Source organism: Geodermatophilus sp. SYSU D01105 (assembly GCF_054050095.1).
The window spans coordinates 12,891-33,634 of record NZ_JBJGYR010000029.1; the positions used below are offsets into that span (position 1 = coordinate 12,891).

20 protein-coding genes and 1 riboswitch are annotated in these 20,744 nt (G+C 74.8%); of the genes, 7 read left to right on the plus strand and 13 right to left on the minus strand.

The annotated features are described in order from the left end of the window. Positions 1 to 17 precede the first annotated feature (17 nt). Genes accB through ACI79I_RS21595 form a run of 3 tightly spaced genes read right to left on the minus strand, consistent with a single transcriptional unit; the run spans position 18 to position 2,667 of the window. On the minus strand, positions 18 to 551 hold the full coding sequence (gene accB / locus ACI79I_RS21585) for an acetyl-CoA carboxylase biotin carboxyl carrier protein (RefSeq protein WP_456994375.1): 534 nt from the start codon (positions 549 to 551) through the stop codon (positions 18 to 20). Next, a complete protein-coding gene (locus ACI79I_RS21590; protein WP_456994376.1) occupies positions 548 to 2,290 on the minus strand; it encodes an acetyl-CoA carboxylase carboxyltransferase subunit alpha in 1,743 nt (580 codons plus the stop codon). Before ACI79I_RS21590 ends, accB begins: the two co-directional genes overlap by 4 nt. 29 nt (positions 2,291 to 2,319) lie before the next feature. Then, on the minus strand, positions 2,320 to 2,667 hold the full coding sequence (locus ACI79I_RS21595; protein WP_456947827.1) for a TcmI family type II polyketide cyclase: 348 nt from the start codon (positions 2,665 to 2,667) through the stop codon (positions 2,320 to 2,322). A 374-nt stretch (positions 2,668 to 3,041) separates the two neighbouring features. On the opposite strand from ACI79I_RS21595, the gene ACI79I_RS21600 reads away from it, so the two are divergent. Together ACI79I_RS21600 and ACI79I_RS21605 are read left to right on the plus strand one after the other, a co-directional pair. Then, the gene (locus ACI79I_RS21600) at positions 3,042 to 3,761 is read left to right on the plus strand and encodes a LuxR C-terminal-related transcriptional regulator (RefSeq protein ID WP_456994377.1); all 720 of its coding nucleotides are present in this window, start codon (positions 3,042 to 3,044) and stop codon (positions 3,759 to 3,761) included. A 341-nt stretch (positions 3,762 to 4,102) separates the two neighbouring features. Continuing rightward, entirely contained in the window at positions 4,103 to 4,759 is a 657-nt protein-coding gene (locus ACI79I_RS21605; RefSeq protein ID WP_456994378.1) for a LuxR C-terminal-related transcriptional regulator, read from the plus strand. A gap of 63 nt (positions 4,760 to 4,822) precedes the next feature. Here the strand turns inward: ACI79I_RS21605 and ACI79I_RS21610 are convergent, their stop codons facing one another. The 4 genes from ACI79I_RS21610 to ACI79I_RS21625 all read right to left on the minus strand — a co-directional run bounded on the left by ACI79I_RS21610 (position 4,823) and on the right by ACI79I_RS21625 (position 7,171). Next, on the minus strand, positions 4,823 to 5,149 hold the full coding sequence (locus ACI79I_RS21610) for a methyltransferase family protein (protein WP_456994379.1): 327 nt from the start codon (positions 5,147 to 5,149) through the stop codon (positions 4,823 to 4,825). A 292-nt stretch (positions 5,150 to 5,441) separates the two neighbouring features. Next, positions 5,442 to 6,203 carry a cation diffusion facilitator family transporter gene (locus ACI79I_RS21615; protein WP_456994380.1) on the minus strand — a complete coding sequence of 254 codons (762 nt, stop codon included), beginning with the start codon at positions 6,201 to 6,203 and terminating at the stop codon, positions 5,442 to 5,444. Beyond that, on the minus strand, positions 6,200 to 6,577 hold the full coding sequence (locus ACI79I_RS21620) for an ArsR/SmtB family transcription factor (RefSeq protein ID WP_456994381.1): 378 nt from the start codon (positions 6,575 to 6,577) through the stop codon (positions 6,200 to 6,202). The genes ACI79I_RS21615 and ACI79I_RS21620 overlap by 4 nt, the downstream gene beginning before the upstream one ends. 153 nt (positions 6,578 to 6,730) lie before the next feature. Continuing rightward, positions 6,731 to 7,171, minus strand: a complete 441-nt coding sequence (locus ACI79I_RS21625; protein WP_456994382.1) for an aggregation-promoting factor C-terminal-like domain-containing protein — start codon at positions 7,169 to 7,171, stop codon at positions 6,731 to 6,733. Positions 7,172 to 7,414: 243 nt separating this feature from the next. Further along, a riboswitch (cyclic di-AMP (ydaO/yuaA leader) is annotated at positions 7,415 to 7,574 on the minus strand. Positions 7,575 to 7,766: 192 nt separating this feature from the next. On the opposite strand from ACI79I_RS21625, the gene ACI79I_RS21630 reads away from it, so the two are divergent. After that, a complete protein-coding gene (locus ACI79I_RS21630) occupies positions 7,767 to 8,852 on the plus strand; it encodes an alkene reductase (protein ID WP_456994383.1) in 1,086 nt (361 codons plus the stop codon). Positions 8,853 to 8,941: 89 nt separating this feature from the next. Beyond that, complete coding sequence (locus ACI79I_RS21635) at positions 8,942 to 9,496, plus strand: hypothetical protein (protein ID WP_456994384.1); 555 nt, start codon at positions 8,942 to 8,944, stop codon at positions 9,494 to 9,496. An 11-nt stretch (positions 9,497 to 9,507) separates the two neighbouring features. Here ACI79I_RS21635 and ACI79I_RS21640 read toward each other — a convergent pair whose 3' ends face one another. The 5 genes from ACI79I_RS21640 to ACI79I_RS21660 all read right to left on the minus strand — a co-directional run bounded on the left by ACI79I_RS21640 (position 9,508) and on the right by ACI79I_RS21660 (position 16,022). Beyond that, a complete protein-coding gene (locus ACI79I_RS21640; RefSeq protein WP_456994385.1) occupies positions 9,508 to 10,170 on the minus strand; it encodes an SRPBCC family protein in 663 nt (220 codons plus the stop codon). Continuing rightward, the gene (gene cutA, locus ACI79I_RS21645; protein ID WP_456994386.1) at positions 10,167 to 12,584 is read right to left on the minus strand and encodes an aerobic carbon-monoxide dehydrogenase large subunit; all 2,418 of its coding nucleotides are present in this window, start codon (positions 12,582 to 12,584) and stop codon (positions 10,167 to 10,169) included. Before cutA ends, ACI79I_RS21640 begins: the two co-directional genes overlap by 4 nt. A gap of 97 nt (positions 12,585 to 12,681) precedes the next feature. Next, entirely contained in the window at positions 12,682 to 13,200 is a 519-nt protein-coding gene (locus ACI79I_RS21650) for a (2Fe-2S)-binding protein (RefSeq protein ID WP_456994387.1), read from the minus strand. Between the two features lie 100 nt (positions 13,201 to 13,300). Continuing rightward, positions 13,301 to 14,179, minus strand: coding sequence for an FAD binding domain-containing protein (locus ACI79I_RS21655; protein WP_456994388.1), 879 nt, complete (start codon positions 14,177 to 14,179; stop codon positions 13,301 to 13,303). 364 nt (positions 14,180 to 14,543) lie between these two features. Next, the gene (locus tag ACI79I_RS21660; protein WP_456994389.1) at positions 14,544 to 16,022 is read right to left on the minus strand and encodes a uracil-xanthine permease family protein; all 1,479 of its coding nucleotides are present in this window, start codon (positions 16,020 to 16,022) and stop codon (positions 14,544 to 14,546) included. Between the two features lie 163 nt (positions 16,023 to 16,185). Here ACI79I_RS21660 and ACI79I_RS21665 point away from each other — a divergent pair, with 163 nt between their 5' ends. Both ACI79I_RS21665 and ACI79I_RS21670 read left to right on the plus strand, forming a co-directional pair. Continuing rightward, positions 16,186 to 17,685: an FdrA family protein gene (locus tag ACI79I_RS21665; RefSeq protein ID WP_456994390.1), complete on the plus strand. Its 1,500-nt coding sequence runs from the start codon at positions 16,186 to 16,188 to the stop codon at positions 17,683 to 17,685. Beyond that, positions 17,682 to 19,091: a DUF1116 domain-containing protein gene (locus ACI79I_RS21670; RefSeq protein ID WP_456994391.1), complete on the plus strand. Its 1,410-nt coding sequence runs from the start codon at positions 17,682 to 17,684 to the stop codon at positions 19,089 to 19,091. The genes ACI79I_RS21665 and ACI79I_RS21670 overlap by 4 nt, the downstream gene beginning before the upstream one ends. Positions 19,092 to 19,194: 103 nt before the next feature. Here the strand turns inward: ACI79I_RS21670 and ACI79I_RS21675 are convergent, their stop codons facing one another. Continuing rightward, the gene (locus ACI79I_RS21675; RefSeq protein ID WP_456994392.1) at positions 19,195 to 19,911 is read right to left on the minus strand and encodes a DUF998 domain-containing protein; all 717 of its coding nucleotides are present in this window, start codon (positions 19,909 to 19,911) and stop codon (positions 19,195 to 19,197) included. 80 nt (positions 19,912 to 19,991) lie between these two features. Here ACI79I_RS21675 and ACI79I_RS21680 point away from each other — a divergent pair, with 80 nt between their 5' ends. Next, on the plus strand, positions 19,992 to 20,678 hold the full coding sequence (locus ACI79I_RS21680; protein ID WP_456994393.1) for a TetR/AcrR family transcriptional regulator: 687 nt from the start codon (positions 19,992 to 19,994) through the stop codon (positions 20,676 to 20,678). The last annotated feature ends 66 nt before the right edge of the window (positions 20,679 to 20,744 follow it).

Here is a 20,744-nt window from a genome sequence, read left to right on the forward strand (position 1 = left end):
GCGCGCGGCCGGCCCGGTCACCGGGTCCGTCCCGCGGGCCGCAGGACCATGAGGACCTGGTCGTACTCGACCGACTCGGCGTCGCTGACGAGGACCTCGGCCACCACCCCCGGCTCGTCGACGACGATCGGGTTCATCAGCTTCATCGCCTCGACGATCCCGACGGTCTGCCCAGGCTCGACCTCGTCACCGACCCTGACGAAGGGGTCGGCGTCCGGGGACGGTGCCGCGTAGAAGGTGCCGACGAGGGGTGCGCGGACGGCGGTGCTCCCCTCCGGGACCCCCGCCGCGCCGGGAGGCGCGGCCGGGGCCGGCGGCCCGGCGACGACCGCGGGTGCGCCGTCGGCGGGGACGGCGGGAGCCGTGCCCCGGGCGGTCTCGGAGGCCCACTCGACCTCGATGACGCGGTCGCCGCTGCGCACGGTCAGCCGGCGCAGCTCCCCGGGGAGTGCCGCGGCCAGGGCCACGACCTCCTCGCGCAGGTCCCGGGTCCCGTCGTCGGGCACCGGCACGGGGCCGGACGGCCTCGGGGTGCGCTCGCTGGTGGTCATGGTCGGTCCTCCGCCGGGAGGACGGGTTGCAGCGCGCGGCCGTCGTCCCCGCCGATGCGCGAGAGCCGCCGGGACCGGGCGTCCAGGAGGGCGGCGGGGTCCAGCCGGGACACGTCGGCGAGCTCGCGGAGCAGGGCCTGCCGGAGGAGCTGGGCCGCCGCCACCGGGTCGGTGTGGGCGCCGCCCGGGGGCTCCGGGACGACGGAGGTGGCGATGCCGGACCTCAGCAGGTGCGCCGCGCCCAGCCGCATGGCGCGGGCGGCGGTGGGTGCGGCGACCGCGGTCCGCCAGAGGATGGCGGCGCAGCCCTCGGGGCTGATCACCGACAGGTAGGCGTTCTCCAGGACGAGCAGCCGGTCGGAGGTGCACAGCGCGAGGGCGCCGCCGCTGCCGCCCTCCCCGGTGACCACGGCGACGACCGGGACCCGCAGTCGGCTGCTGCGCATGATCGTCTCGGCGATCGCGTGGGACTGGCCGCGCTCCTCGGCCTCGGGCCCCGGGTGGGCGCCGGGCGTGTCGACGAGCGTGACGACCGGGAGGCCGAAGGTCTCGGCGTGGTCGAGCAGCCGCAGCGCCTTGCGGTACCCCTCCGGGTGCGGCATCCCGAAGTTGCGGGCCACGCGCTCCCGGACCGTGTGGCCCTTCTCCTGGCCGATGACGACGACCGTCCGGCCCCCGATCGAGGCGACCCCGCCCACCACGGCGGGGTCGTCGGCGAAGGCGCGGTCGCCGTGCAGCTCGACGAAGTCGTCGAACGCCGTGTGCAGGTAGTCCAGGGTCGTGGGCCGCTCGACCACCCGTGCCCGCTGGACGACGTCCCACGGGTCGGCGTCGCCCGCGAACCCGGCGTCCCCGGCGTCGTCGGGCACCGGGGCGTCGGTGGCCGCTGCGTCCGGGACCGCCTGCTCTCCGGGACGGGTGTGCAGGGCCAGGAGGCGGGTCAGCAGCGGTCGCAGCTCCGCGCGGCCCTCGACCCGGTCGACCAGGCCGTGGCTGAGGAGGAACTCGGCCGTCTGGAAGTCGCTGGGCAGCTCGGCGCGGATGGTCTCCTGGACCACGCGGGGGCCGGCGAACCCCACGTGGGCGCCCCGCTCCCCGACGAGGACCGAGGCCAGGGTGGCGAAGGAGGCCGAGACGCCGCCGTAGGTGGGGTCGGTGAGGACGCACACCGAGAGCAGCCCGGCCTCCCGGTGCCGGCCGAGGGCCTGGCTGACGCGGGCCATCTGGAACAGCGAGAACACGCCCTCCTGCATGCGGGCCCCGCCGCTGGCACAGACGGTCACCAGGGGCAGGCCCCGCTCGAGGGCGAGTCCGGCCGCCCGGCTCACCCGGCGCCCGACCTCCACCCCCATGCTCCCGCCGAGGAAGGCGAAGTCCATGACGGCGACCACGACCTCGGCGCCACCGATCCGCGCCTCCCCGACGACGACCGCCTCGGACTCGCCGGACCGGCGCTCGGCCTCCACCAGCCGGTCGGGGTAGCCCCGCAGGTCGGTGAACTCCAGGGGGTCCGGCGTGGCGCGCGGGAAGCCGGTGGCGGTGAAGCTCCCCGGGTCGACGAGCAGGTCGATGCGGGCCCGTGCGCCCAGCCGGAGGTGGTGGTCGCACTCAGGGCAGACGTGCAGGTTGCGGTCGAGCCGCTTCCGGTAGAGCAGCCACCCGCAGTCGGGGCAGCAGATCCACCCCGCCTGGCCGGGGAACGGCGCGGCAGGAGCCGGAGTGGGTGCCGAGCGTGTCATGACTGCCTCTCAGCCGCGGGGGTCCGGGCTCACTCGGGCGACGACGTCCAGTGGTAGAAGCGGCGGGCCATCGCGTCCTGCGGTGAGCGCCAGTTCGGGTCGTAGGCCTCGATGTAGGGCTTGAGGTCCTCGCTGACCGCGCGGAAGTCCGGCAGCGACTGGGCGATCCGCATCGCCTCCGGCGCCGGCCGGTCGAAGTCGATGAGGTGCACGTAGAGGCCGTGGAACTGGTACAGCGACCGGCGCCGCACGCCGATCTCGTGCGGCATGGCGGTCGCGTCGTAGCGACCGAAGACGGCGGCGACGTCGTCCGCGTCGGTCGGCGCCATCTTCGCGATGATCATCGTCTGGTGCACAGGGACCTCCAGCGTCGCCACGGCCCCGGAGAGGGGACGGGAGGGATGCGGCGACGCTAGGGGCGAAGGGCCCTGCGCCGACATCGGCCGGACGTCGAGTTCTGGACCACACCCGCAGGGGGACGGCGGACCCCTCCGACTCCCCGCCCGGGGGATGGGGGGAGTCGTCCTCCTGGTCCGGTGCTGCCCTCTTGGGGGAGGCTGCATCTCCCATCAGGGAGGGGGCAAGCCCCCCCTTCGGGATGACGCGACCGCCCTACCTGGGTCTGAACACGCCGACGGGTGCGGGCTGTCCGTGCCGGGGCAGTGGCGGCTCGCCGGGCGGACGCCCTACGTTCCGGTACTCACCTGGCGGCGTCGCCCTCGGGCGCCGGACCGGAGCGGAGCTGACGCGTATGGGCGGTGGCGTCCTCGGGCCAGCGGCGAGCAGCCGCGGCGGGCCGCTCTCGGTGCTGATCTGCGACGACCACGAGGTGCTGCGCCACGGCCTGCGCGCCGTGTTCCGCCAGGCTCCCGACGTCACCGTCGTGGCCGAGGCCGCCGACGCCGACGAGGCGTTGTCGATGGCCGCCACCGTGCGGCCGGACGTGACCCTCGTCGGCCTCGGGGCGCAGGGAGCGGTCGTCCAGGAGCTCGTGCGGGCGCTGACCGGCATGGGGATCGCCGTCGTCCTGCTCGGTGAGACCGGAGCCGGCAGCGACCTCGTCGAGGCGCTCCAGGCGGGGACGCGCGGGTACGTGCACACCACCGTGAGCCCGGAGCGTCTGGTCGAGGGAGTGCGGGCGGTGGCCCGCGGGGAGACCGTCCTCGACGCCTCCGTCACCGGCGAGCTCCTGCACTGTCTCGACGGCGTCCGCCAGGCGGCCGACGGCGCCGGCCGGTCGGCCTCGGGCCAGCTGACCGCGCGGCAGTGGGTCGTCGCGGAGCTGGTCTCCGAGGGGCTGACCAACGCGGAGATCGCCGCCCGGCTGCGGGTGAGCCGCGCCACGGTGAAGGGGCACATCACGGTGGCGCTGCGCCGCCTGGGCCTGCGGGACCGCACCCAGCTGGCCATCCACGTCCACCGGGCCGGCCGGCCCGACGACCGGGGGGAGGCGCGGCGCTCGGGCGGGTGACCCGTTCTGCCGGCGCATCTCCCGGGGGGTGTCGTGACGCTGACCCTGTGAGAACGCTGGGCATCCGGTGGACACTGTCTGAGCGGAACCTGTGAGCACTGCATCCATGGAGTCACTCCAGTCGGAAGACAGACCGGACACGTCTCGCCGGTGGGCCCGTCTCGGGCCGGACACAGGGGGAAGGCATGACGCAGGCCGAGGTCGGTGCCAGGCCCGGACCGACGACCACCCGTCCACGCTCCCCGGGGCAGCCGACCGGCGGCACGCCGGCGGCGGAGGCGGAGGAGCCGCCGGGACCCCGGCCGGCGGCGCCGGCCCGGCCGTGTGCCGTCCGGACGCCGATGGCCCTGGTGCGGGTCCTGCTGTGCGAGGACCAGGAGGTCTTCCGCCTGGGCCTGCGGGTCGTCCTCGAGGCGCAGCCGGACATGGCCGTCGTCGCGGAGACCAGTCACCTGCCCGAGGCGCTCGCGGTCGCCGAGGGTGTGGCGACGCAGGTCGTCGTCGTCCGGCAGGGCCTGGTGGCCGGCGCCACCCTGCCCGTGCTGCGCACCCTCTGCCAGCGGGACACGGCGGTGCTCGTGCTCGCCGAGCCGGACGCGGACGTCGACGGTCGGCTGGTGGAGATCCTGCAGGCCGGGGTCCGCGGCTACCTGCCCCGTCGCGCGGCCGCGCAACGGCTCGTCGACGGCGTCCGGGCACTCGCCCGGCACGAGGCGGCACTCGACCCCACCGCCACCCGGCACCTGGTGCGGTACCTGAGTGACCCCGAGGCCCTGCTCGGCTCCGAGGAGCATCCCCTCGACCGGCTCACCGAGCGGCAGCGCGACGTCGCCGAGCTGGTGGCGCAGGGGCTGAGCAACGAGGAGATCGCCTGCCGGCTGTTCGTGAGCCTGTCGACCGTGAAGAGCCACCTCACGGCCTCGATGCGCCGCCTCGACGTCCGGACCCGCACGCAGCTGGCGATCCTCGTCAACCGGGACCGCTCGCCGGCGGCCTGAGGGCGGACCCCCTCGGGCCGAGACCGTCCTCCGGGGGGCACCAGGGGCGGGGAGGCGCCGCCGTCAGCCGATGCGGGCGTCGGCCGGGGGACGGGCACGACGGCCGACGCCGGGGACGAACCGGCCGGTGCGTGCGGCACAGGCGGCGTAGGCGTTCCCGTGCAGGAGGCTCAGGTGGGGCTCCTCGACGACGCGGACCTGCACCTCCACGGCGGCGATCAGCGCGACCAGCGCCGCGACGCTGATCCAGGTGGGCACCACCAGGACCATGCCGACCTGGGCGAGCGCCATGGCGGTGGAGACCGGGTTGCGGACGCAGGCGAACACCCCGGTCGTGACCAGGTCGGTCCGCTCGCCGGGATCGACGCCGATCCGCCAGGACGCGCCCATGCCCGCCTGGCCGGCCAGGGTGGCGGCGGACCCGCGAGCGCGAGGAGCAGCCCGACCGCGGCCAGGACGGGGTGGGGATCGGCGGGCACGGTGCCGGTCACGGCCAGCAGCGGCCCGGCCAGGCCGAGCACCACCGCGGCGACGAACAGCACTCCGCCCCACCAGGCGGCCTCGGCCGGGGTGCCGGAGATGCCCCGGAAGCCGGTGCTGCCGGTGCGGCGGTGCTGCACCCACGACCGGACGCCGAACAGCACGACCAGGGCGACGACGTACAGGGCCAGGGCGACCGCGCTCATCGGTCCTGCTGGCGGCGCGTGATCTGGAGGGTCTGCGGTGAGGTGGCGGGCGCGCAGCAGGCGTCCGTGCAGCCGTCAGCACAGCCGCACCCGTCGCCGGCGCCGTCGGGGGCCTCGCCCGGACGGTCGGGCGCGCAGCAGCCCTCGCCCCTCCACGCCTCGACCCCTTCGCGGGCCGCCACGGCGGCGATGACCAGCCCGGCGATCGGGTCGGCCCACCCCCAGCCGAGTGTCGCGTTGAGGACGAGCCCGGCGAGCAGGACGGCCGAGAGGTAGGTGCACAGCAGCGTCTGCGTGGAGTCGGCGACGACCGCGTGGGAGCCGAGCGCGCGGCCGGTGCGGCGCTGCGCCCAGGACAGGAACGGCATGACGACCAGCGAGGCGATCGCCAGGCCGATGCCGACCGGTGAGGCCTCGGGATCCCCGCCGGAGGACAGTGCGCGCACCGACTCGACGGTCACGTACGCGGCCAGGGCGAAGAACGAGAACGCCATCAGCCGCAGCGCCTGCCGCTCGCGTGACTCGGGCAGTCGATGGCGGAACTGCCACAGGATGACGAGCCCGCTGGAGACCTCGACGACCGAGTCCAGACCGAAGCCGACGAGCGCGACCGATCCGGCGGCGAGGCCCGCGACCACCGCGATGACCGCCTCGATGACGTTGTAGGTGACCGATGCCCCGGCCAGCAGCTGTGCCCGGCGGCCCAGCCGGCTCCGCTCCATCGGGGTCAGCGCCGGGTGCGCGGAGGTGGCGGTCACCGGCCGGCCGCCTCGCCGTAGACGGGGCACAGCGCCACGGCGTCGCCGGTGGCGGCGAGCAGCTGTTCGGCCGCCGACAGCACGTCGAGCAGGGGCGCGGTGTGGGCCAGCGACCACATCGACGCCCGGCCCTTCGGCCGGGAGGTCACCAGCCCGCAGTCACGCAGACAGGCCAGGTGCGCCGACACGGTCGACTGCGCCAGCCCGAGGTGCGCGGTGAGGTCGACGACCCTGTGCTCGCCGAGCGCCAGGTGACGCAGGATCGCCAGCCGGGCCGGGTCGCCGAGGCTGCGGAACACGCACGCGGCGGCGGAGAGCGCGGTGGTCTCGTCGACCGACGGCTCTGGAGCGCTCGCACTCGATGTCATCGGCATTCGGCGATGACAGCGGGGATGGGCGGCCGTGTGGGACGCGGTGTGCCCGCTCCTCGAGGCGACGGGAGGCCACCCGGGTCGGGGTGGCCCCCCGTCGCGGATCAGGTCAGCCGGTCAGCCGGTGACACGGGTGACGTCGAAGGGAGCTCGTCCTCAGTACCAGCCGGTGGACCGTGAGTGGTCCCATGCCCCGCAGGGGCTGCCGTACCGCTCCCCGATGTAGATCAGGCCGGCCTTGATCTGGCGGTACGGGTCCGACGTCTTGCGGATGCCGGTGCTGGCCCAGGTCGAGTCGAGGAACTGGGGGATGCCGTACGCGCTGCTCGTCGGGTTCTGGGCATGCGGGTTCCAGCCGCTCTCCCGCTCCCACAGCCGGTCCAGGCAGCCGAACTGGGTCCGGTTGCCACCGACCTGGCCCAGGGCGTGGTCCTTGTAGGCCTGCTTCTCGCTCGCCCCGACCGCGGCCGGGCTGCCCTGGACCTCCGCCTGGGCCAGCGACCCGCCGACGGGGGCGAGAGCCAGCGAGAGGCCCAGGGCGCCGACGACGGCGAGCCGGTGCAGGGCGCGGGGTGAGTGGGTGTGCTCGTTGTGCATGGTGGTCCTCGTGCTGTGCGGGTGCCCGGCACCGTCGGCGCCGGGACGTGCGGGACCGGCCGCGCCGGTCGGCGTGTCGTCAGCTGGGCGCGCGGCACCGGCCGGACACGGGTGCCCGGCTGGGCGCCGTCGGCCGACAGTGCGTGCCGGGCGGCTGGTACCTGGGACGTGGACAGGCGGGAGCGCGACGGTCCCGGACCCTGTGGGCGCGCGGGGGCGAGAGCCCCGGGCGCGGTGGTTCTCCTTGTCTCCCCGGGCCGCCTACCGGGTCAGCTGACGGGTTCGGGCTGGGAGTGCCCTACCCGCTCCCGGATGGTTCCCGGGAGCGGGACTCACCCCGGGTGGTGCGGGTGGGTCCCCGGCTCGCACCCACCTGGTGAGTGCGACTCGGCGGCGTCCGGCGCGGGCTCCCGGGGCTCGGGAGGCGACGATCGGCCGGACGCAGTCACCGTAAGAACGCGATGTGCACCGCGCCACTCGACGGCCGACGAATCGGTGTGACGCCGTAGTGGTGCCGACGGGACGCGCGTCACTGTGAGCGTCGTGACGGTCGCGTCCCGGAATGGCGGCCCCACGGTCGAGCGTCGAACTCCCCGTGGACCTGTTCTCCCCCGTGACCCTGGGCGACATCGAGCTCGCCAACCGCGTCGTGATGGCCCCGCTGACCCGCATGCGCTCCGGTGCCTCCGGCGTCCCCGGTGACCTCGTCGTCGAGCACTACCGCCAGCGCGCCGGCGTCGGCCTGATCATCACCGAGGGCACCTACCCCAACCACGAGTCGCAGGCGTTCGTCGGCCAGCCCGGCATCGTCACCGACGAGCAGGTCGAGGGCTGGCGCCGCGTCGCCGAGGCGGTGCACGCCCGCGGCGGCACGATCGTCATGCAGGTGATGCACGGCGGCCGGGTCACCCACCCCGACGTCAACGGCGGCCGCCGCGTCGTCGCCCCCAGCGCCATCGCCATCAACGGCGAGGGGCACACCGAGAAGGGCAAGCAGCCCTACCCGGTGCCGCACGCACTGACCGTGGCCGAGGCCCGCGACGTCGTGTCGGACTTCGTCTCCGCCGCCCGCCGCGCCGTCGAGGCCGGGCTGGACGGCGTGGAGATCCACGGCGCCAACGGCTACCTGCTGCACGAGTTCCTCTCCCCGGCGTCCAACCAGCGCACCGACGAGTACGGCGGGTCGCCGGCGAACCGGGCGCGCTTCGTCGGCCAGGTGGTGACGGCGGTGGCCGCGGCGATCGGCGCCGGCAAGGTCGGCCTGCGGATCTCGCCCGAGCACGACATCCAGGACGCCCTCGAGACCGACCGGGACGACGTCCTCGCCACCTACGGCACGCTCGTCGACCAGTTGGCCCCGCTGGGCCTGGCGTGCCTGTCGGTGTTGCACCGCGAGCCCGCCGGGGACCTGGTGCAGGAGTTGCGCCGGCGCTTCGGCGGCCCGCTGATCGCCAACAGCGGCTTCGGCACGGTCACCACCCGCGACGAGGCCGTGGCACTGATCGAGGCCGCGCACGCCGACGCCGTCGCCGTGGGCCGCGCCGTTCTCGCCAACCCCGACCTGGTCGAGCGGTGGGCCGGCGAGCACCCGGAGAACGAGCCCCGGGCGCACCTGTTCTACGCGGCCGGCCCCGAGGGCTACACCGACTACCCGACGCTGACCGACCGCCGGGCGAGCTGACGCCCCGGTTCGTGCACCCAGTGCGCCCCGGTGCCGTCCGGGATCGCGCTGGGTGCACACGGCGCTCGCCTGCCGGGTACGGGAGTTCCGTGGACCTCGACGACGTGCTGGCGGGAGCCGACCACGTCACCCGCCAGGCGCGGTGGGTCGACGCCCCGCCGGCCGTGGTCTGGGAGGAGCTGCACCGCGTGCGGCTGTCCCGGCTGCCGGTGACGGTCGCGCTCGGCGCCGCGCGGTTCCTCCCGGTCGTCCTCGCCGGCCGCGGGGTCGGACACCTCCGCGACCGGCCGTTCCTCGAGGCGCTCCCGGTGCCGCTGCTGTCCTCGGTCCCGCCGGTCTCCGTGGTGTTCGGCGGCGTGCTGCAGGCGTGGCGGCTGGGCGGCGGGGAGCGACCTCCGCCGCTCGACGCCGACGGCCTGCGGGCCTGGTCGGAGCCCGGCTGGGTCAAGGCGGCCCTGGACTTCCGGCTGACGCCGTCCTGCGGGGGCACGGAGCTCAGCTCGGAGACCCGCGTGGTGGCGACCGACCCGGCCACGCAGCGGCGCTTCGCCCGTTACTGGCGGGTGGTCCGGCCGGGCAGCTCCGCGATCCGCTGGGAGCTGCTGGCCGCGGTCGCGCTGCGCGCGGAGGCCCGCGCCGCCTGACCCGGTGCGGGTCAGCCCCTGCGGCGGCCCAGGAGCCAGCCGACGACGACGCCGAGCAGGGTCAGCCCGGCACCGCCGAGCGCGCCGGTCACCAGCGTCCGGACGTCGGAGGGCGCGGCCGGCGCGGCGGCGGCCCGGCCGGCGAAGACCGTGGGGGCAGCGGCAGCCGGGGCGGCCTCGCCGGCAGCGGCGGGAACGGCCTCAGCGGCCGGAGCCTCGACCGCAGGAGCGGCCACCCCGGTCAGCTCGTCGTCGATCGCCGTGAAGAACTGCCCGGCCATCCGCTTGGCGACGCCGGTGATCATCCGCTGGCCCACGCCCGCGACCGGGCCGCCGATGACCGCGTCGGCCGAGTAGGTCAGCGTCGTCGCGCCACCGTCCGACGGCTCCAGGTTGATCGTCACCTGCGCCCGCGCGTTGCCCGGCGCACCGGCACCGGACGCGTGCATCACGTAGGACTTCGGCCGGTTCTGGTCGGTCAGCCGCACCTCGCCGGCGTAGGTGCCCTTGATCGCCCCGACCCCGACCGAGACCCTCATCTCGTACTCGTCGTCCCCGACCTTCCGGAGCGACTCGCACCCGGGGATCGTGCGGGCCAGGACCGCCGGGTCGGTGATCACCGACCACACCTTCTCCGGGTCGGCGTGCAGCACCGCAGAGCCGTCGAGGTTCACGCACTCACTCCTGTCCTGCGGGCGGACGCCGCCGTCCGCTCCGAATCGGGGGACCGCATCAGGTCGTACAGCTGGGTGGGGGAGAGCGGCATCGCCGCGATCCGCCGTCCCGTCGCGTCCTCGACGGCCGAGGCGATCGCCGCCGTCCCGGGGATGACCCCGGCCTCGCCGGCGCCCTTGATGCCCAGCGGGTTCAGCGGCGACGGGGTCTCCTGGTGGTCGATCACCACGTCGGGGACCTCCGACGCGTACGGCATGAGGAAGTCCATGAACGACGCGTTCTGCAGCTGCCCGTCGGCGTCGTAGGCCATCCGCTCGTACAGCGCGCCGCCGATGCCCTGGGCGACGCCGCCGTGCACCTGGCCCTCGACGATCATCGGGTTCACGACGTTGCCGCAGTCGTGCACGACCGCGTACTTCACCACGTCGATCTCCCACGTCGCCGGGTCGATCTCGACCACCGCCGCGTGCGCCCCGGACGCGAACGTCGACCGGATCGGCGAGTAGTAGTCGCGGTGCTCCAGGCCCGGCGCGTCGCCCTCGGCCACCGGCGGCTTGCTGTCGTCGGCCGGCCCGGCGAACTGGGTGGCCTGCCTCGCCGCCTCGTCGAAGGCGTAGCGCAGCGGGTTGGACAGGACGGCGACCGTCCGCAGCGGGATCGACGCCCCCGGGGTGCCCTTGACCTGGACGACGCCGTCGTCGATCTCCAGGTCGCCGGCGTCGACCTCGAGGACGTCGGCGGCGATCCGCAGCGCCTTCTCACGCACCCCGCGGGCGGCCAGCGCGATCGCGTTGCCGCTCATCACCGCCGCGCGGGAGGCGAACGTGCCGACGGCGTACCCGAACCGGCGGGTGTCGCCGGTGGTGACCTCGATGTCCTCGATCGGCACCCCGAGCTCGGAGGCGACGATCTGCGCGAACGCCGTCTCGTGCCCCTGGCCCTGCGAGGTCAGCCCGGTCGAGACGAGCACCTTGCCGCTGCCGAGCACCTGCACGTGCCCGCCCTCGTACGGGCCGGGGCCGGTGCCCTCGACGTACATCGCCATGCCGACGCCGAGCAGCTTGCCCCGCGCCTCGGCGTCCGCCCGGAGCTGCTCGGCCTGCTCCCAGCCGACGAGGTCGCGCAGCTTGTCGAGCAGCCCCGCGTAGTCGCCCGAGTCGTAGATGACCGGCCGGCCGTCCTGGAACGTCAGCCGGTGGTCGTAGGGGAACTGGTCGCGCTGGATGAGGTTGCGCTCCCGGACGACGGCCCGGTCCAGCCCGAGGTCGTCGGCGATGCGGTCCATCGTCCGCTCCATCGCGTAACAGCCCTGCGGCCGCCCGGCGCCGCGGTAGGGCGTCACGATGACGGTGTTGGTGAAGACGCTCTCCACGACCACCCGGTACACCGGGATGACGTAGGGCCCGACCAGCTGGGTGGCGGTCACGATCGGCACGATGATCCCGTAGGGCGTGTACGCGCCGTTGTCGTGCCAGATGTGGACGTCGAGCGCGGTGATCCGGCCGTCGTCGTCGTAGCCGACGGTGATCTCCTGCCGCTGCTGGCGCTCGTGGGCGCTGGAGATGAAGTGCTCACGGCGGTCCTCGGTCCACTTCACCTCGGCCTGCAGCGCGATCGCCGCCATCGGCACCAGCAGCTCCTCCGGCCACGGGTGCACGATCTTCACGCCGAAGCCGCCGCCGACGTCGGGTGCGATCACCTCGACCTCGTCCAGCGACAGCTCCAGCTTGGCCGCGATCGCGGCGCGCACCGACGTCGAGGCCTGGGTGCTGGTGTAGACCCGCAGGCTGTGGTCCGCGGCGTCCCACCGCGCGTGCACGCCCTTGCCCTCCATCGGCATGCAGGCGCTGCGCTCGATGTACTGGGTGAACGACAGCGTGCGCGGGCTGCTCGCCAGGGCCGGCTCGACGTCGCCGGTCTCCTGGTGGTGCCGCGCGGCGACGTTGTCCGGGACCTCCTCGTGGACGGCGTGCGCGGCCTCGCGGGCGGCGTCCACCCCGACGACGGGCGGCAGCTCCTCGTAGGTGACGACGATCCGCTCGGCGGCGTCCTCGGCGAGGTACCGGTCGGTGGCCACCACCATGACGATCGGCTCGCCGACGTGGTTGACCTCGCCGTTGGCCAGCGGGTAGCCGGTGCGCGGCGCGTGCAGCTGCGGGTGCGGGATGAGCACCGGCAGCGGCTCGGCGAGCGGGCCGGTGAGGTCCTCGTAGGTGTAGATCGCGACCAGGCCCTCGACGTCCAGGGCGCCCTCGACGTCGATGTCGACGATGCGGGCGTGCGCGTGCGGGCTGCGCACGAAGGCCGCGGCCAGCGCGGTGGAGCCGATGTCGTCGAGGTAGCGGCCCTTGCCGGTGATGAGGCGGGCGTCCTCGCGCCGGCGGACCGGCTCCCCGAACAGCTTGGTGGTCACTGCCGCGCCTCCCCGGCCGCCGTCGGTATCGGAAGCGATGCCCGCGTGTCGGGGGCCCGGACGGCGGTGTCGCTTCCGACACCGCCGGAGGAGCCGGTCACTGCGCGTCCCGCATCGCCGCGGCCGCGTGGTGCACGGCCTTCTTGATGTTCGCGTACCCGGTGCACCGGCAGAGGTTGCCGCCGACCAGGTCGTCGACCTCCTCCTCGGTGAGCTCGGCCGACGCGTCGCGGTTCTCCAGCCCCGCCTTGATCGTCATGAGGAAGCCCGGCGTGCAGAAGCCGCACTGCAGGGCGTGACACTCGCGGAAGGCCTCCTGGACCGGGTGCAGCACCTGGCCGCCTCGGCCGTCGTCACGGGCCAGGCCCTCGACGGTCTGCACCGACGCCCCGTCCACCTGGACGGCGAGCACCAGGCAGGAGCGCACCGGGGCGCCGTCCACGATCACGGTGCAGGCGCCGCAGACGCCGTGCTCGCAGCCGACGTGGGTGCCCGTGAGGCCGAGGTCGTGGCGCAGCGCGTCCGACAGCAGCCGGCGCACCGGCACGGTGGCTTCACGTGGAACACCGTTCACGGTGACGGTGATGGTCCGCTCGGAGTCGACGGAGACGCTCATGCGGCGGTCCTCTCGGTGCTCATGGCTCGGTTCCGGACCCGCTCCGCTCCTCCGTCGCTGTCCCCCGCGCGCGGGGGGTGCCCCCAGCCTCCGGCGGTGCTCACTCGCCCGGCACCTTCGCGGCGGCTTCAGCAGCGGCCTGAGCCAGGGTGCGCTCGGTCAGGACGCCGACCAGCAGGCGGCGGTAGTCGGCGCTGGCGTGCAGGTCGCCGTCCGGGTCGACCAGGGTCCGGGCCAGGGCGCCGGCGGCGGCCCAGTCGGCCTTCTCGACCGGCTGCCCGGCGACGGCGTCGGTCAGGTCGTGCACCTCGGGCACCAGACCGACGGAGATGTAGGCGGCGCGCGCGGCGGCCACGCGGCGGGACTCGTCGAGCGTGACGACGACGCCGGCGCCGCACACCGCGTAGTCGCCCTTGCGGCGGGCGACCTCGGCGAAGGCGGTGCCCGAGCGGTCGGGCAGGGCGCCGAAGGACGCGGAGGTGACGATCGCCGGGCCGGCCAGCGAGGTCTCCAATGGGCCGACGAACAGGTCGCGCCAGGCCACGTCCCGGGTGCCCGACGGCGTGGCGACGGTGACCGAGCCGTCGGTCAGCGCGAGGACCGAGGTCATCTCGCCGGAGGGGTCGGCGTGCGCGATGGAGCCGACCGTGGTCCCGCGGTTGCGGATCGCGGGGTGGGCGACGTTCGCCGTCGCCCGGGTGAGCAGCGGCTGCACCCGTGCGGCCCCGGCGTCGGAGAGCAGCGACGCGTGCCGGACCAGCGCGCCCACCCGCACGCCGTCCGCGGTCGCCTCCACGGTGTCGAGGCCGGGGATCCGGTTGATGTCCACCAGCGTGGCCGGCGCCGCGAGCCGCATGGACAGCAGCGGCAGCAGCGACTGGCCGCCGGCGAGCACCTTGGCGCCCTCCTCGTCGGCGAGGACCGCGAGGGCCTCCTCGAGGGAGCGCGGGTCGGCGTAGCGGAAGGGTGCCGGCTTCACCGCGCGCCGACTCCCCGGCTGGTGCGCCCAGCCCTCGACCGGCGAGGGACCGGCGCGGTGTCCCCGCCCCTGTCCTCCGACTGGCGCAACGCCACGAATGCCTCCCTGTCGCACGGGTCCGACTCGAGGGTGCCGCTCGACGGGCGACACCCGGGCCGGCCAGTCGAATGTTCCACGCGGCCTGCCGGGACGGAAGTACCTCAGCGCTAAATGTTCGAACCGGGTCGAACGGTGTCCGCCGCCACTCCGGCACGGCCGGCGGAACCGGCCTCCCAACAGGGCAGGGACCCCGCCACGGGGTGGCGGGGTCCCTGCCGAGGAGCGTTGCGCCGGGCCCTTCGAGGAGGGCGCCGGCGCAGCCCCGTCACTTGCTGAGCGTGTCCCCGCCCGGCGCGCGGGTGCCGGGGATCCCCGGACGGCCCACCTGGTCGACCGAGGAGGGGTCGGCGCTGACCTCGTGCCGGCCGGCGTGGCCCAGCGCGGGCCCGGTGCCCTCGCCGAAGCCGCCCTCGCGTAGCAGTGCCTCCTTCATCTCGGCCGGCGCCACCGCACGGGCGAGGTGCCAGCCCAGGACGGCGACGATCGAGCCGAGCGCGATGCCGCCGAGGGAGAAGTTGTCGGAGAAGACCAGCTGCACGTCGCCGATCGCGATGATGATGCCCGCGGCGAGCGGGACCAGGTTGATCGGGTTGGCGAAGTCGACCCGGTTCTCCTTCCAGATCTTCGCGCCGAGCAGGCCGATCATCCCGTAGAGGACGACGGTGATCCCGCCGAGGACCCCGCCCGGGACGATGTTGATCAGCGCGCCGAACTTCGGGCACAGGCCGAGCAGGATCGCCACGACCGCGGCCACGTAGTAGGCCGCCGTCGAGTAGACGCGGGTGGCCGCCATGACGCCGATGTTCTCGGCGTAGGTGGTCGTGGGGGAGCCGCCGACCGACGTCGCCACGACGGTCGCGACACCGTCGGCCGCGATCGCCCGGCCCATGTAGGGGTCCAGGTCGCGCTTGGTCATCTCGGCGACCGCCTTGACGTGCCCGGTGTTCTCCGCGATCAGCGCGATGATCGCCGGCAGCACCAGCAGGGAGAAGTTCACCGAGAAGCTCGGGGCGATGAAGTCGGGCAGCCCGAACCAGTCGGCCTGGGCCACCGAGTCGAAGTTGATCCGGTCGCGGGTGGTGACCGTGCCGGTGCCGTCGGGCGAGGTGATTTGGCCGGCGGTGGCGTCGAGCAGCACCGACAGCAGGTAGCCGAAGACCAGGCCGAGCAGGATCGAGATGCGCGCCCAGAAGCCCCGCAGCAGCAGCGAGGCGACGATGACGAACGCCATCGTGGCCAGCGCGACCCACTGGTCCTGCGGCCAGTAGATGCCGGCGACGACCGGGGCCAGGTTGAACCCGATCAGCAGCACCACCGCACCGGTGACCGCCGGCGGCAGGATCGCGTGCAGGAAGCGGACGCCGGCGACGTGGATGAGCAGACCCACCAGGGCCAGCACCACGCCGGAGACGAGGATCGCCCCGACGACGTCCGAGGAGTCACCGCCCGCCCCCCGGACGGCGACCACGCCGCCGACGAACGAGGCGCTCGTCCCCAGGTAGCTGGGCACCTTCCCGTTCACGATGAGCAGGAAGATGATCGTCGCGATCCCGCTCATCATGATGGCGAGGTTCGGGTCGAGCCCCATGACGATCGGGAAGACGAACGTCGCCCCGAACATGGCGACCACGTGCTGGGCGCCGATGCCGATCGTGCGCGGCCACGACAAGCGCTCATCGGGCGCGACGGCCTCGCCCAACGGCGGGGTCTTGCCGTCCCCGTAGAGCTTCCAACCGAACGCCATGAGTGCCTCCTCGACGTGCACTACGACCTGGCCCGGCCCGGCCGACGGGTGTCGCCCGGCGCCAGGGACGCGTCAATGTGGCACGGGCCGGGAGGCGCGCGGAAGTACCTCAGTGCTAAATCGTTATTGCCAAGATGTCTCAGCGCTGAGATAAATTGGCGGGGTGAGCGCCCCTCCCTCCGTGACCGGAGCCCGGCACGTCTCCCTGCGCAGCGGCGTCTACGCCGACTCCGTGAAGTTGATGCAGGTCAGCCGCGACATCGGCGCCCGCGAGGGGGTCGCCGCCGTCCTGGTCGCGATGGCCACGCCGCTGAACCTGGAACTGGCCGCCGGCATGGGCCTGGCGCCCGACGGCGAGGCCTCTCCCGACCAACTGCTCATCGCCATCACGGCGTCCGACGACGAGGTCCTGGCCGACGCGGTCGCCGCCGTCGACGCCGCGCTCGCGGCCCGCGAGCGCTCCGGTGGCACCGCCGAGGTCATCCCGGCCCGGACCATCGGCGCGGGGCTCGACGCCCTGCCTCCCGACGGCTCGGCGCTGGCCATCGTCAGCGTGCCCGGGCAGTACGCGGTCGCCGAGGCCGCCGACGCGATCGCCGCCGGCCGCAGCGTGCTGGTCTTCTCCGACGGGGTGCCCGTCGAGGACGAGGTCGCCCTCAAGCGCGCCGCGCACGATGCCGGCGTCCTGGTCATGGGGCCGGACTGCGGGACGGCGATCGTCTCCGGCGTGGCCCTCGGGTTCGCCAACGTGGTGCGCAGCGGCCCGGTCGGCCTGGTCGCCGCCTCCGGCACCGGCGCGCAGCAGGTCTCCTGCCTGCTCGACATGGCCGGGGTCGGCGTCAGCCACGTCCTCGGCGTCGGCGGCCGGGACCTGTCCGAGGCCGTCGGCGGCCTGGCCACCCTCGACGCGCTCGCCGCCCTGGACGCCGACCCCGCCACCGAGCGGGTGCTGCTGGTCTCCAAGCCGCCGGCGCCGTCGGTCGCGGCCGCGGTGGAGGAGGCCGCCGGGCGGCTGTCGGTCCCGGTGCGGTCGGCCGCCCTGTCGCCCGACACCCCCGACCTCACCGCCGCCGTCGAGGCGCTGCTCACCGACATGGGTGCCGAGGTGCCGCAGTGGCCGTCGCGGCCGGGCGACGGCACGCCCGCCGCACCGGGCGCCGTCCTCAAGGGCCTGTACTCCGGCGGCACGCTGGCCGACGAGGCGATGCTGCTGGCCGCCCCGGTGCTCGGCGACATCCGGTCCAACACCCCGCTGCGTCCCGAGCTCGACCTCGGGACGGACCTGTCCGCCCGCGGGCACGTGGTCGTCGACTTCGGCGACGACGCGCTCACCGTGGGCCGGGCGCACCCGATGATCGACCCGACGCTGCGGCTCGAGGCGATCAGCAACCTGGCTGCGCGCGGGGAGCCCGCGGTGCTGCTCCTCGACGTCGTCCTCGGGTACGGCGCCGACCCGGACCCCGCGCGCTCGCTCGTGCCGGCCCTGACCGCCGCCCGTCGCCACGTGTCCCTGCCGGTCGTCGTCGCCCTCGTCGGCACCGAGGCGGACCCGCAGGGCTGGAGCCGCCAGGCCGACGCCCTCGCGGCCGCCGGCGCCGCCGTCTTCGCCTCCAACGCCGCGGCCACGCGGTACGCCCTCGACCTGCTGGGAGCAGCGCGATGACCCTGGGGAACCTCCTCTCCGCCCCGCCGGAGATCGTCGCCGCCGGTGTGGACGTCTTCTCCGACGCGCTGCGCGCCCAGGGCGCCGAGGTGCACGACGTCGACTGGCGCCCGCCGGGCTTCGGCGACCCCGCAGACCTGGCCGCACTGGCCCTCGACCCCCGGCGCGCGGCGGCCAACCGCACCGCGGTGGAGCGGGTGATGGCCGCCGGGTCGCAGCTGGTCGACGTCCGGCCGGCCCGCGAGGTGCTGGACCTGCCCGACCGCACGCTGCTGCACGCCGGGCCGCCGATCGCGTGGGCCGACGCCAGCGGTCCGCTGCGCGGCGCCCTGATCGGCGCCTGCCTGTTCGAGGGCTGGGCCGACTCGGTGGAGGACGCCGAGCGGGTGCTCGCCGCCGGCGAGATCACCCTCGACCCCTGTCACCACCACCGGGCGGTCGGCCCGATGGCCGGCGTCACCAGCCCGTCCATGTGGATGTGGTGCCTCTCGGACCCGGTGCACGGCGGGCAGGCCTTCTGCAACCTCAACGAGGGCCTGGGCAAGGTGCTGCGGATGGGCGCCTACAACGACGAGGTGCTCACCCGGCTGCGCTGGATGCGCGACGTGCTCGGGCCGGTCCTGCAGGCGGCGGTCCGCTCGATGGCCGAGCCGCTGGACGCCAAGGCCGTGCTCGCGCAGATGCTGCAGATGGGCGACGAGGGGCACAACCGCAACCGCGCCGGCTCGCTGATGACCCTGCGCGAGCTCTCACCGGCGATCGTGGAGGTCGACGCCCCGGCGTCCGACATCGCCGCGGTGCTGCGCTTCATCGGCGGCAACGAGCACTTCTACCTGAACCTCGGCATGCCGACGGCGAAGCTCGCGATGGACGCCGCCCGCGGCATCCCCGGGTCGACGATGGTCACGGTGATGGCGCGCAACGGCACCGAGTTCGGCATCCAGACCGCCGGCACCGGCGACCGCTGGTTCACCGGCCCGGCGAACACCCCGGTCGGCCTCTTCCTCGGCGACTACGGGCCCGAGGACGCCAATCCCGACATCGGCGACTCCGCGATCATGGAGACCTACGGCGTCGGCGGGTTCACCATGGCGGCGGCCCCGGCGATCGTCCGGTTCGTCGGGGGCACCGTGCCCGACGCGCTGGCCACCACCGAGCGGATGTACCAGCTCACCCTGGCGGAGAACCCGGCCATGCAGGTGCCGATCCTCGGCTTCCGCGGCTCGCCGACGGGGATCGACGTCCTCAAGGTGGCGCGGACCGGCTGGCTGCCGCAGATCAACACCGGCATGGCCGGGCGCGTGGCCGGCACCGGCCAGGTCGGCGCGGGGCTGGTGCAGCCGCCGCAGCAGTGCTTCGAGCAGGCGCTGGCCGCCCTCGCGGGGGAGCTCCGCGCCGCGGCCTGACCGCCGCCTCCCCAGCTCCCCCGCCGAGACCCGCACGACTCGCGGGCCTCAGGGCCTGGGTCGCCGCGGAGCCCACGACGACAGGCTCCCGACGGGGATCGGATCAGCCGCGGGGGCGGGTGGGGTGCGGCGTCCGCCGGTAGAGGTGCACCGACACGGCCGCGATCCACCCCCAGCCGACGACGACGCCGACCCACAGGCCGAGGACCGCCCAGGAGGACGTCGACCCACTGGCGACCCCCAGGAAGCCGGCCAGCACGACGGCGGCCGCGGCCACGGACGCGCGGGCCCAGCCGCGCCGTCCCTCGGTGGCGAACCGTCGTGCCATCACGGCGGCCGCGGTCACCAGGCAGCCGAACCCGATGCCGCCGGCGGCCAGGTGCAGCACCCCGGAGAGGCTGACCTCGACCGGGGCGCCGGTGGGCGTCCCGACGGGGAACCCGTCCATCGGGTCGGCGACGAACGCCCCGGCGGCCACCAGGGACAGGCCGTAGCCGGCGAGCAGGCCGGCGACCCCGGAGCCGAGCCGCCCGCCGGCCAGCGCGCGGCGCAGGCCCACGGCGGCGGCGACGGTCATCAGCCCGGTGACGACGAGCGTGGTGACGTGGATCCAGCCGAGGGGGCCGTTGGCCAGGAGGCTCAGCGAGTGGCGGGTGAGGTCGAAGCCGTCCCGGGTCAGGGCCTGCACCAGGCCGGAGGCCAGGTAGACGGCGCCGGCCAGTGGCCCGTAGCCGAGGAGGGAGCGGGTGACCGCCGAGGCCCGGTCGCATCGGGGTGCGGACGAGGGGGCGGCGGAGAGCGGGGCTGCGCTGGCGGTCATCGGTCTGCCTCTCGGGAGTTCTTAGACTCGTCAGTGCAAGAGACGGTGTGGGCGGGTGGAACTCATCGGAGGTCCCGGCGATGGGCGGACCAGGCGCGGGCGATGCCCCGCCGACCGCACCCCGCGAGCCCGGTGGAGGCCAGCGCCCCGCGCTCGACCCGCGCGCGGTGCGCAGCCGGTCCGCCGTCCTGGCGGCGGCCACCGCGCTGTTCCTCGAGCGGGGCTACGTCGAGACGAGCATCGACGACGTGGCTGTCCGCGCGGGGGTGGCGAAGAAGACCGTCTACAACCACTTCGTCGACAAGGAACGGCTCTTCACCGAGGTCGTGCTGGGCACCACCGCCACGGCCGAGACGTTCGCCGACGAGCTCGTGCGGGCGCTCGACGAGGTCGCAGACGTGGAGGGAGCGCTGCACGAGCTGGCCCGCCGGCACCTCGCGTCGGTGACCCGCCCGCAGGTCGTCCGGCTGCGCCGGCTGGCCAGCGCCGAGTCCCGGCGCTTCCCCGAGCTGGCCCGCGAGTACCACCAACGCGCGCCCGACCGGGTGATCAGCGCGCTGGCCGCGGCGTTCGCCGACCTGGGCCGTCGAGGTCGGCTGCGCGTCGCCGATCCCCGGCTCGCGGCCGAGCACTTCGCCTTCCTCGTGGTGGGGCCGACCCTCGATCGGGTCATGTTCGAGGGGGAGGGCGCGGTGCCGGACGGGGCCGAGCTCGACCGTCGGGCCCGTGCCGGCGTCGAGGTGTTCCTCGCCGCCCACGGTGCCTGACCCCGAGGTCGACAGCGCCGGGACCGGCGGCTGCCGGCACTCGCGGTGGCGGGGCGGGATCGCGGC

Bases quoted from the DNA above. Each gene is read 5' to 3' on its own strand.
- ACI79I_RS21670 (WP_456994391.1), top strand. From the start codon at position 17,682: ATGACCCTGGGGAACCTCCTCTCCGCCCCGCCGGAGATCGTCGCCGCC.
- ACI79I_RS21680 (WP_456994393.1), top strand. From the start codon at position 19,992: ATGGGCGGACCAGGCGCGGGCGATGCCCCGCCGACCGCACCCCGCGAG.
- ACI79I_RS21590 (WP_456994376.1), bottom strand. From the start codon at position 2,290: ATGACACGCTCGGCACCCACTCCGGCTCCTGCCGCGCCGTTCCCCGGC.
- ACI79I_RS21625 (WP_456994382.1), bottom strand. From the start codon at position 7,171: ATGCACAACGAGCACACCCACTCACCCCGCGCCCTGCACCGGCTCGCC.
- ACI79I_RS21610 (WP_456994379.1), bottom strand. From the start codon at position 5,149: ATGGGCGCGTCCTGGCGGATCGGCGTCGATCCCGGCGAGCGGACCGAC.
- accB (WP_456994375.1), bottom strand. From the start codon at position 551: ATGACCACCAGCGAGCGCACCCCGAGGCCGTCCGGCCCCGTGCCGGTG.
- ACI79I_RS21620 (WP_456994381.1), bottom strand. From the start codon at position 6,577: ATGCCGATGACATCGAGTGCGAGCGCTCCAGAGCCGTCGGTCGACGAG.
- ACI79I_RS21600 (WP_456994377.1), top strand. From the start codon at position 3,042: ATGGGCGGTGGCGTCCTCGGGCCAGCGGCGAGCAGCCGCGGCGGGCCG.
- ACI79I_RS21675 (WP_456994392.1), bottom strand. From the start codon at position 19,911: ATGACCGCCAGCGCAGCCCCGCTCTCCGCCGCCCCCTCGTCCGCACCC.
- ACI79I_RS21650 (WP_456994387.1), bottom strand. From the start codon at position 13,200: ATGAGCGTCTCCGTCGACTCCGAGCGGACCATCACCGTCACCGTGAAC.
- ACI79I_RS21660 (WP_456994389.1), bottom strand. From the start codon at position 16,022: ATGGCGTTCGGTTGGAAGCTCTACGGGGACGGCAAGACCCCGCCGTTG.
- ACI79I_RS21605 (WP_456994378.1), top strand. From the start codon at position 4,103: ATGGCCCTGGTGCGGGTCCTGCTGTGCGAGGACCAGGAGGTCTTCCGC.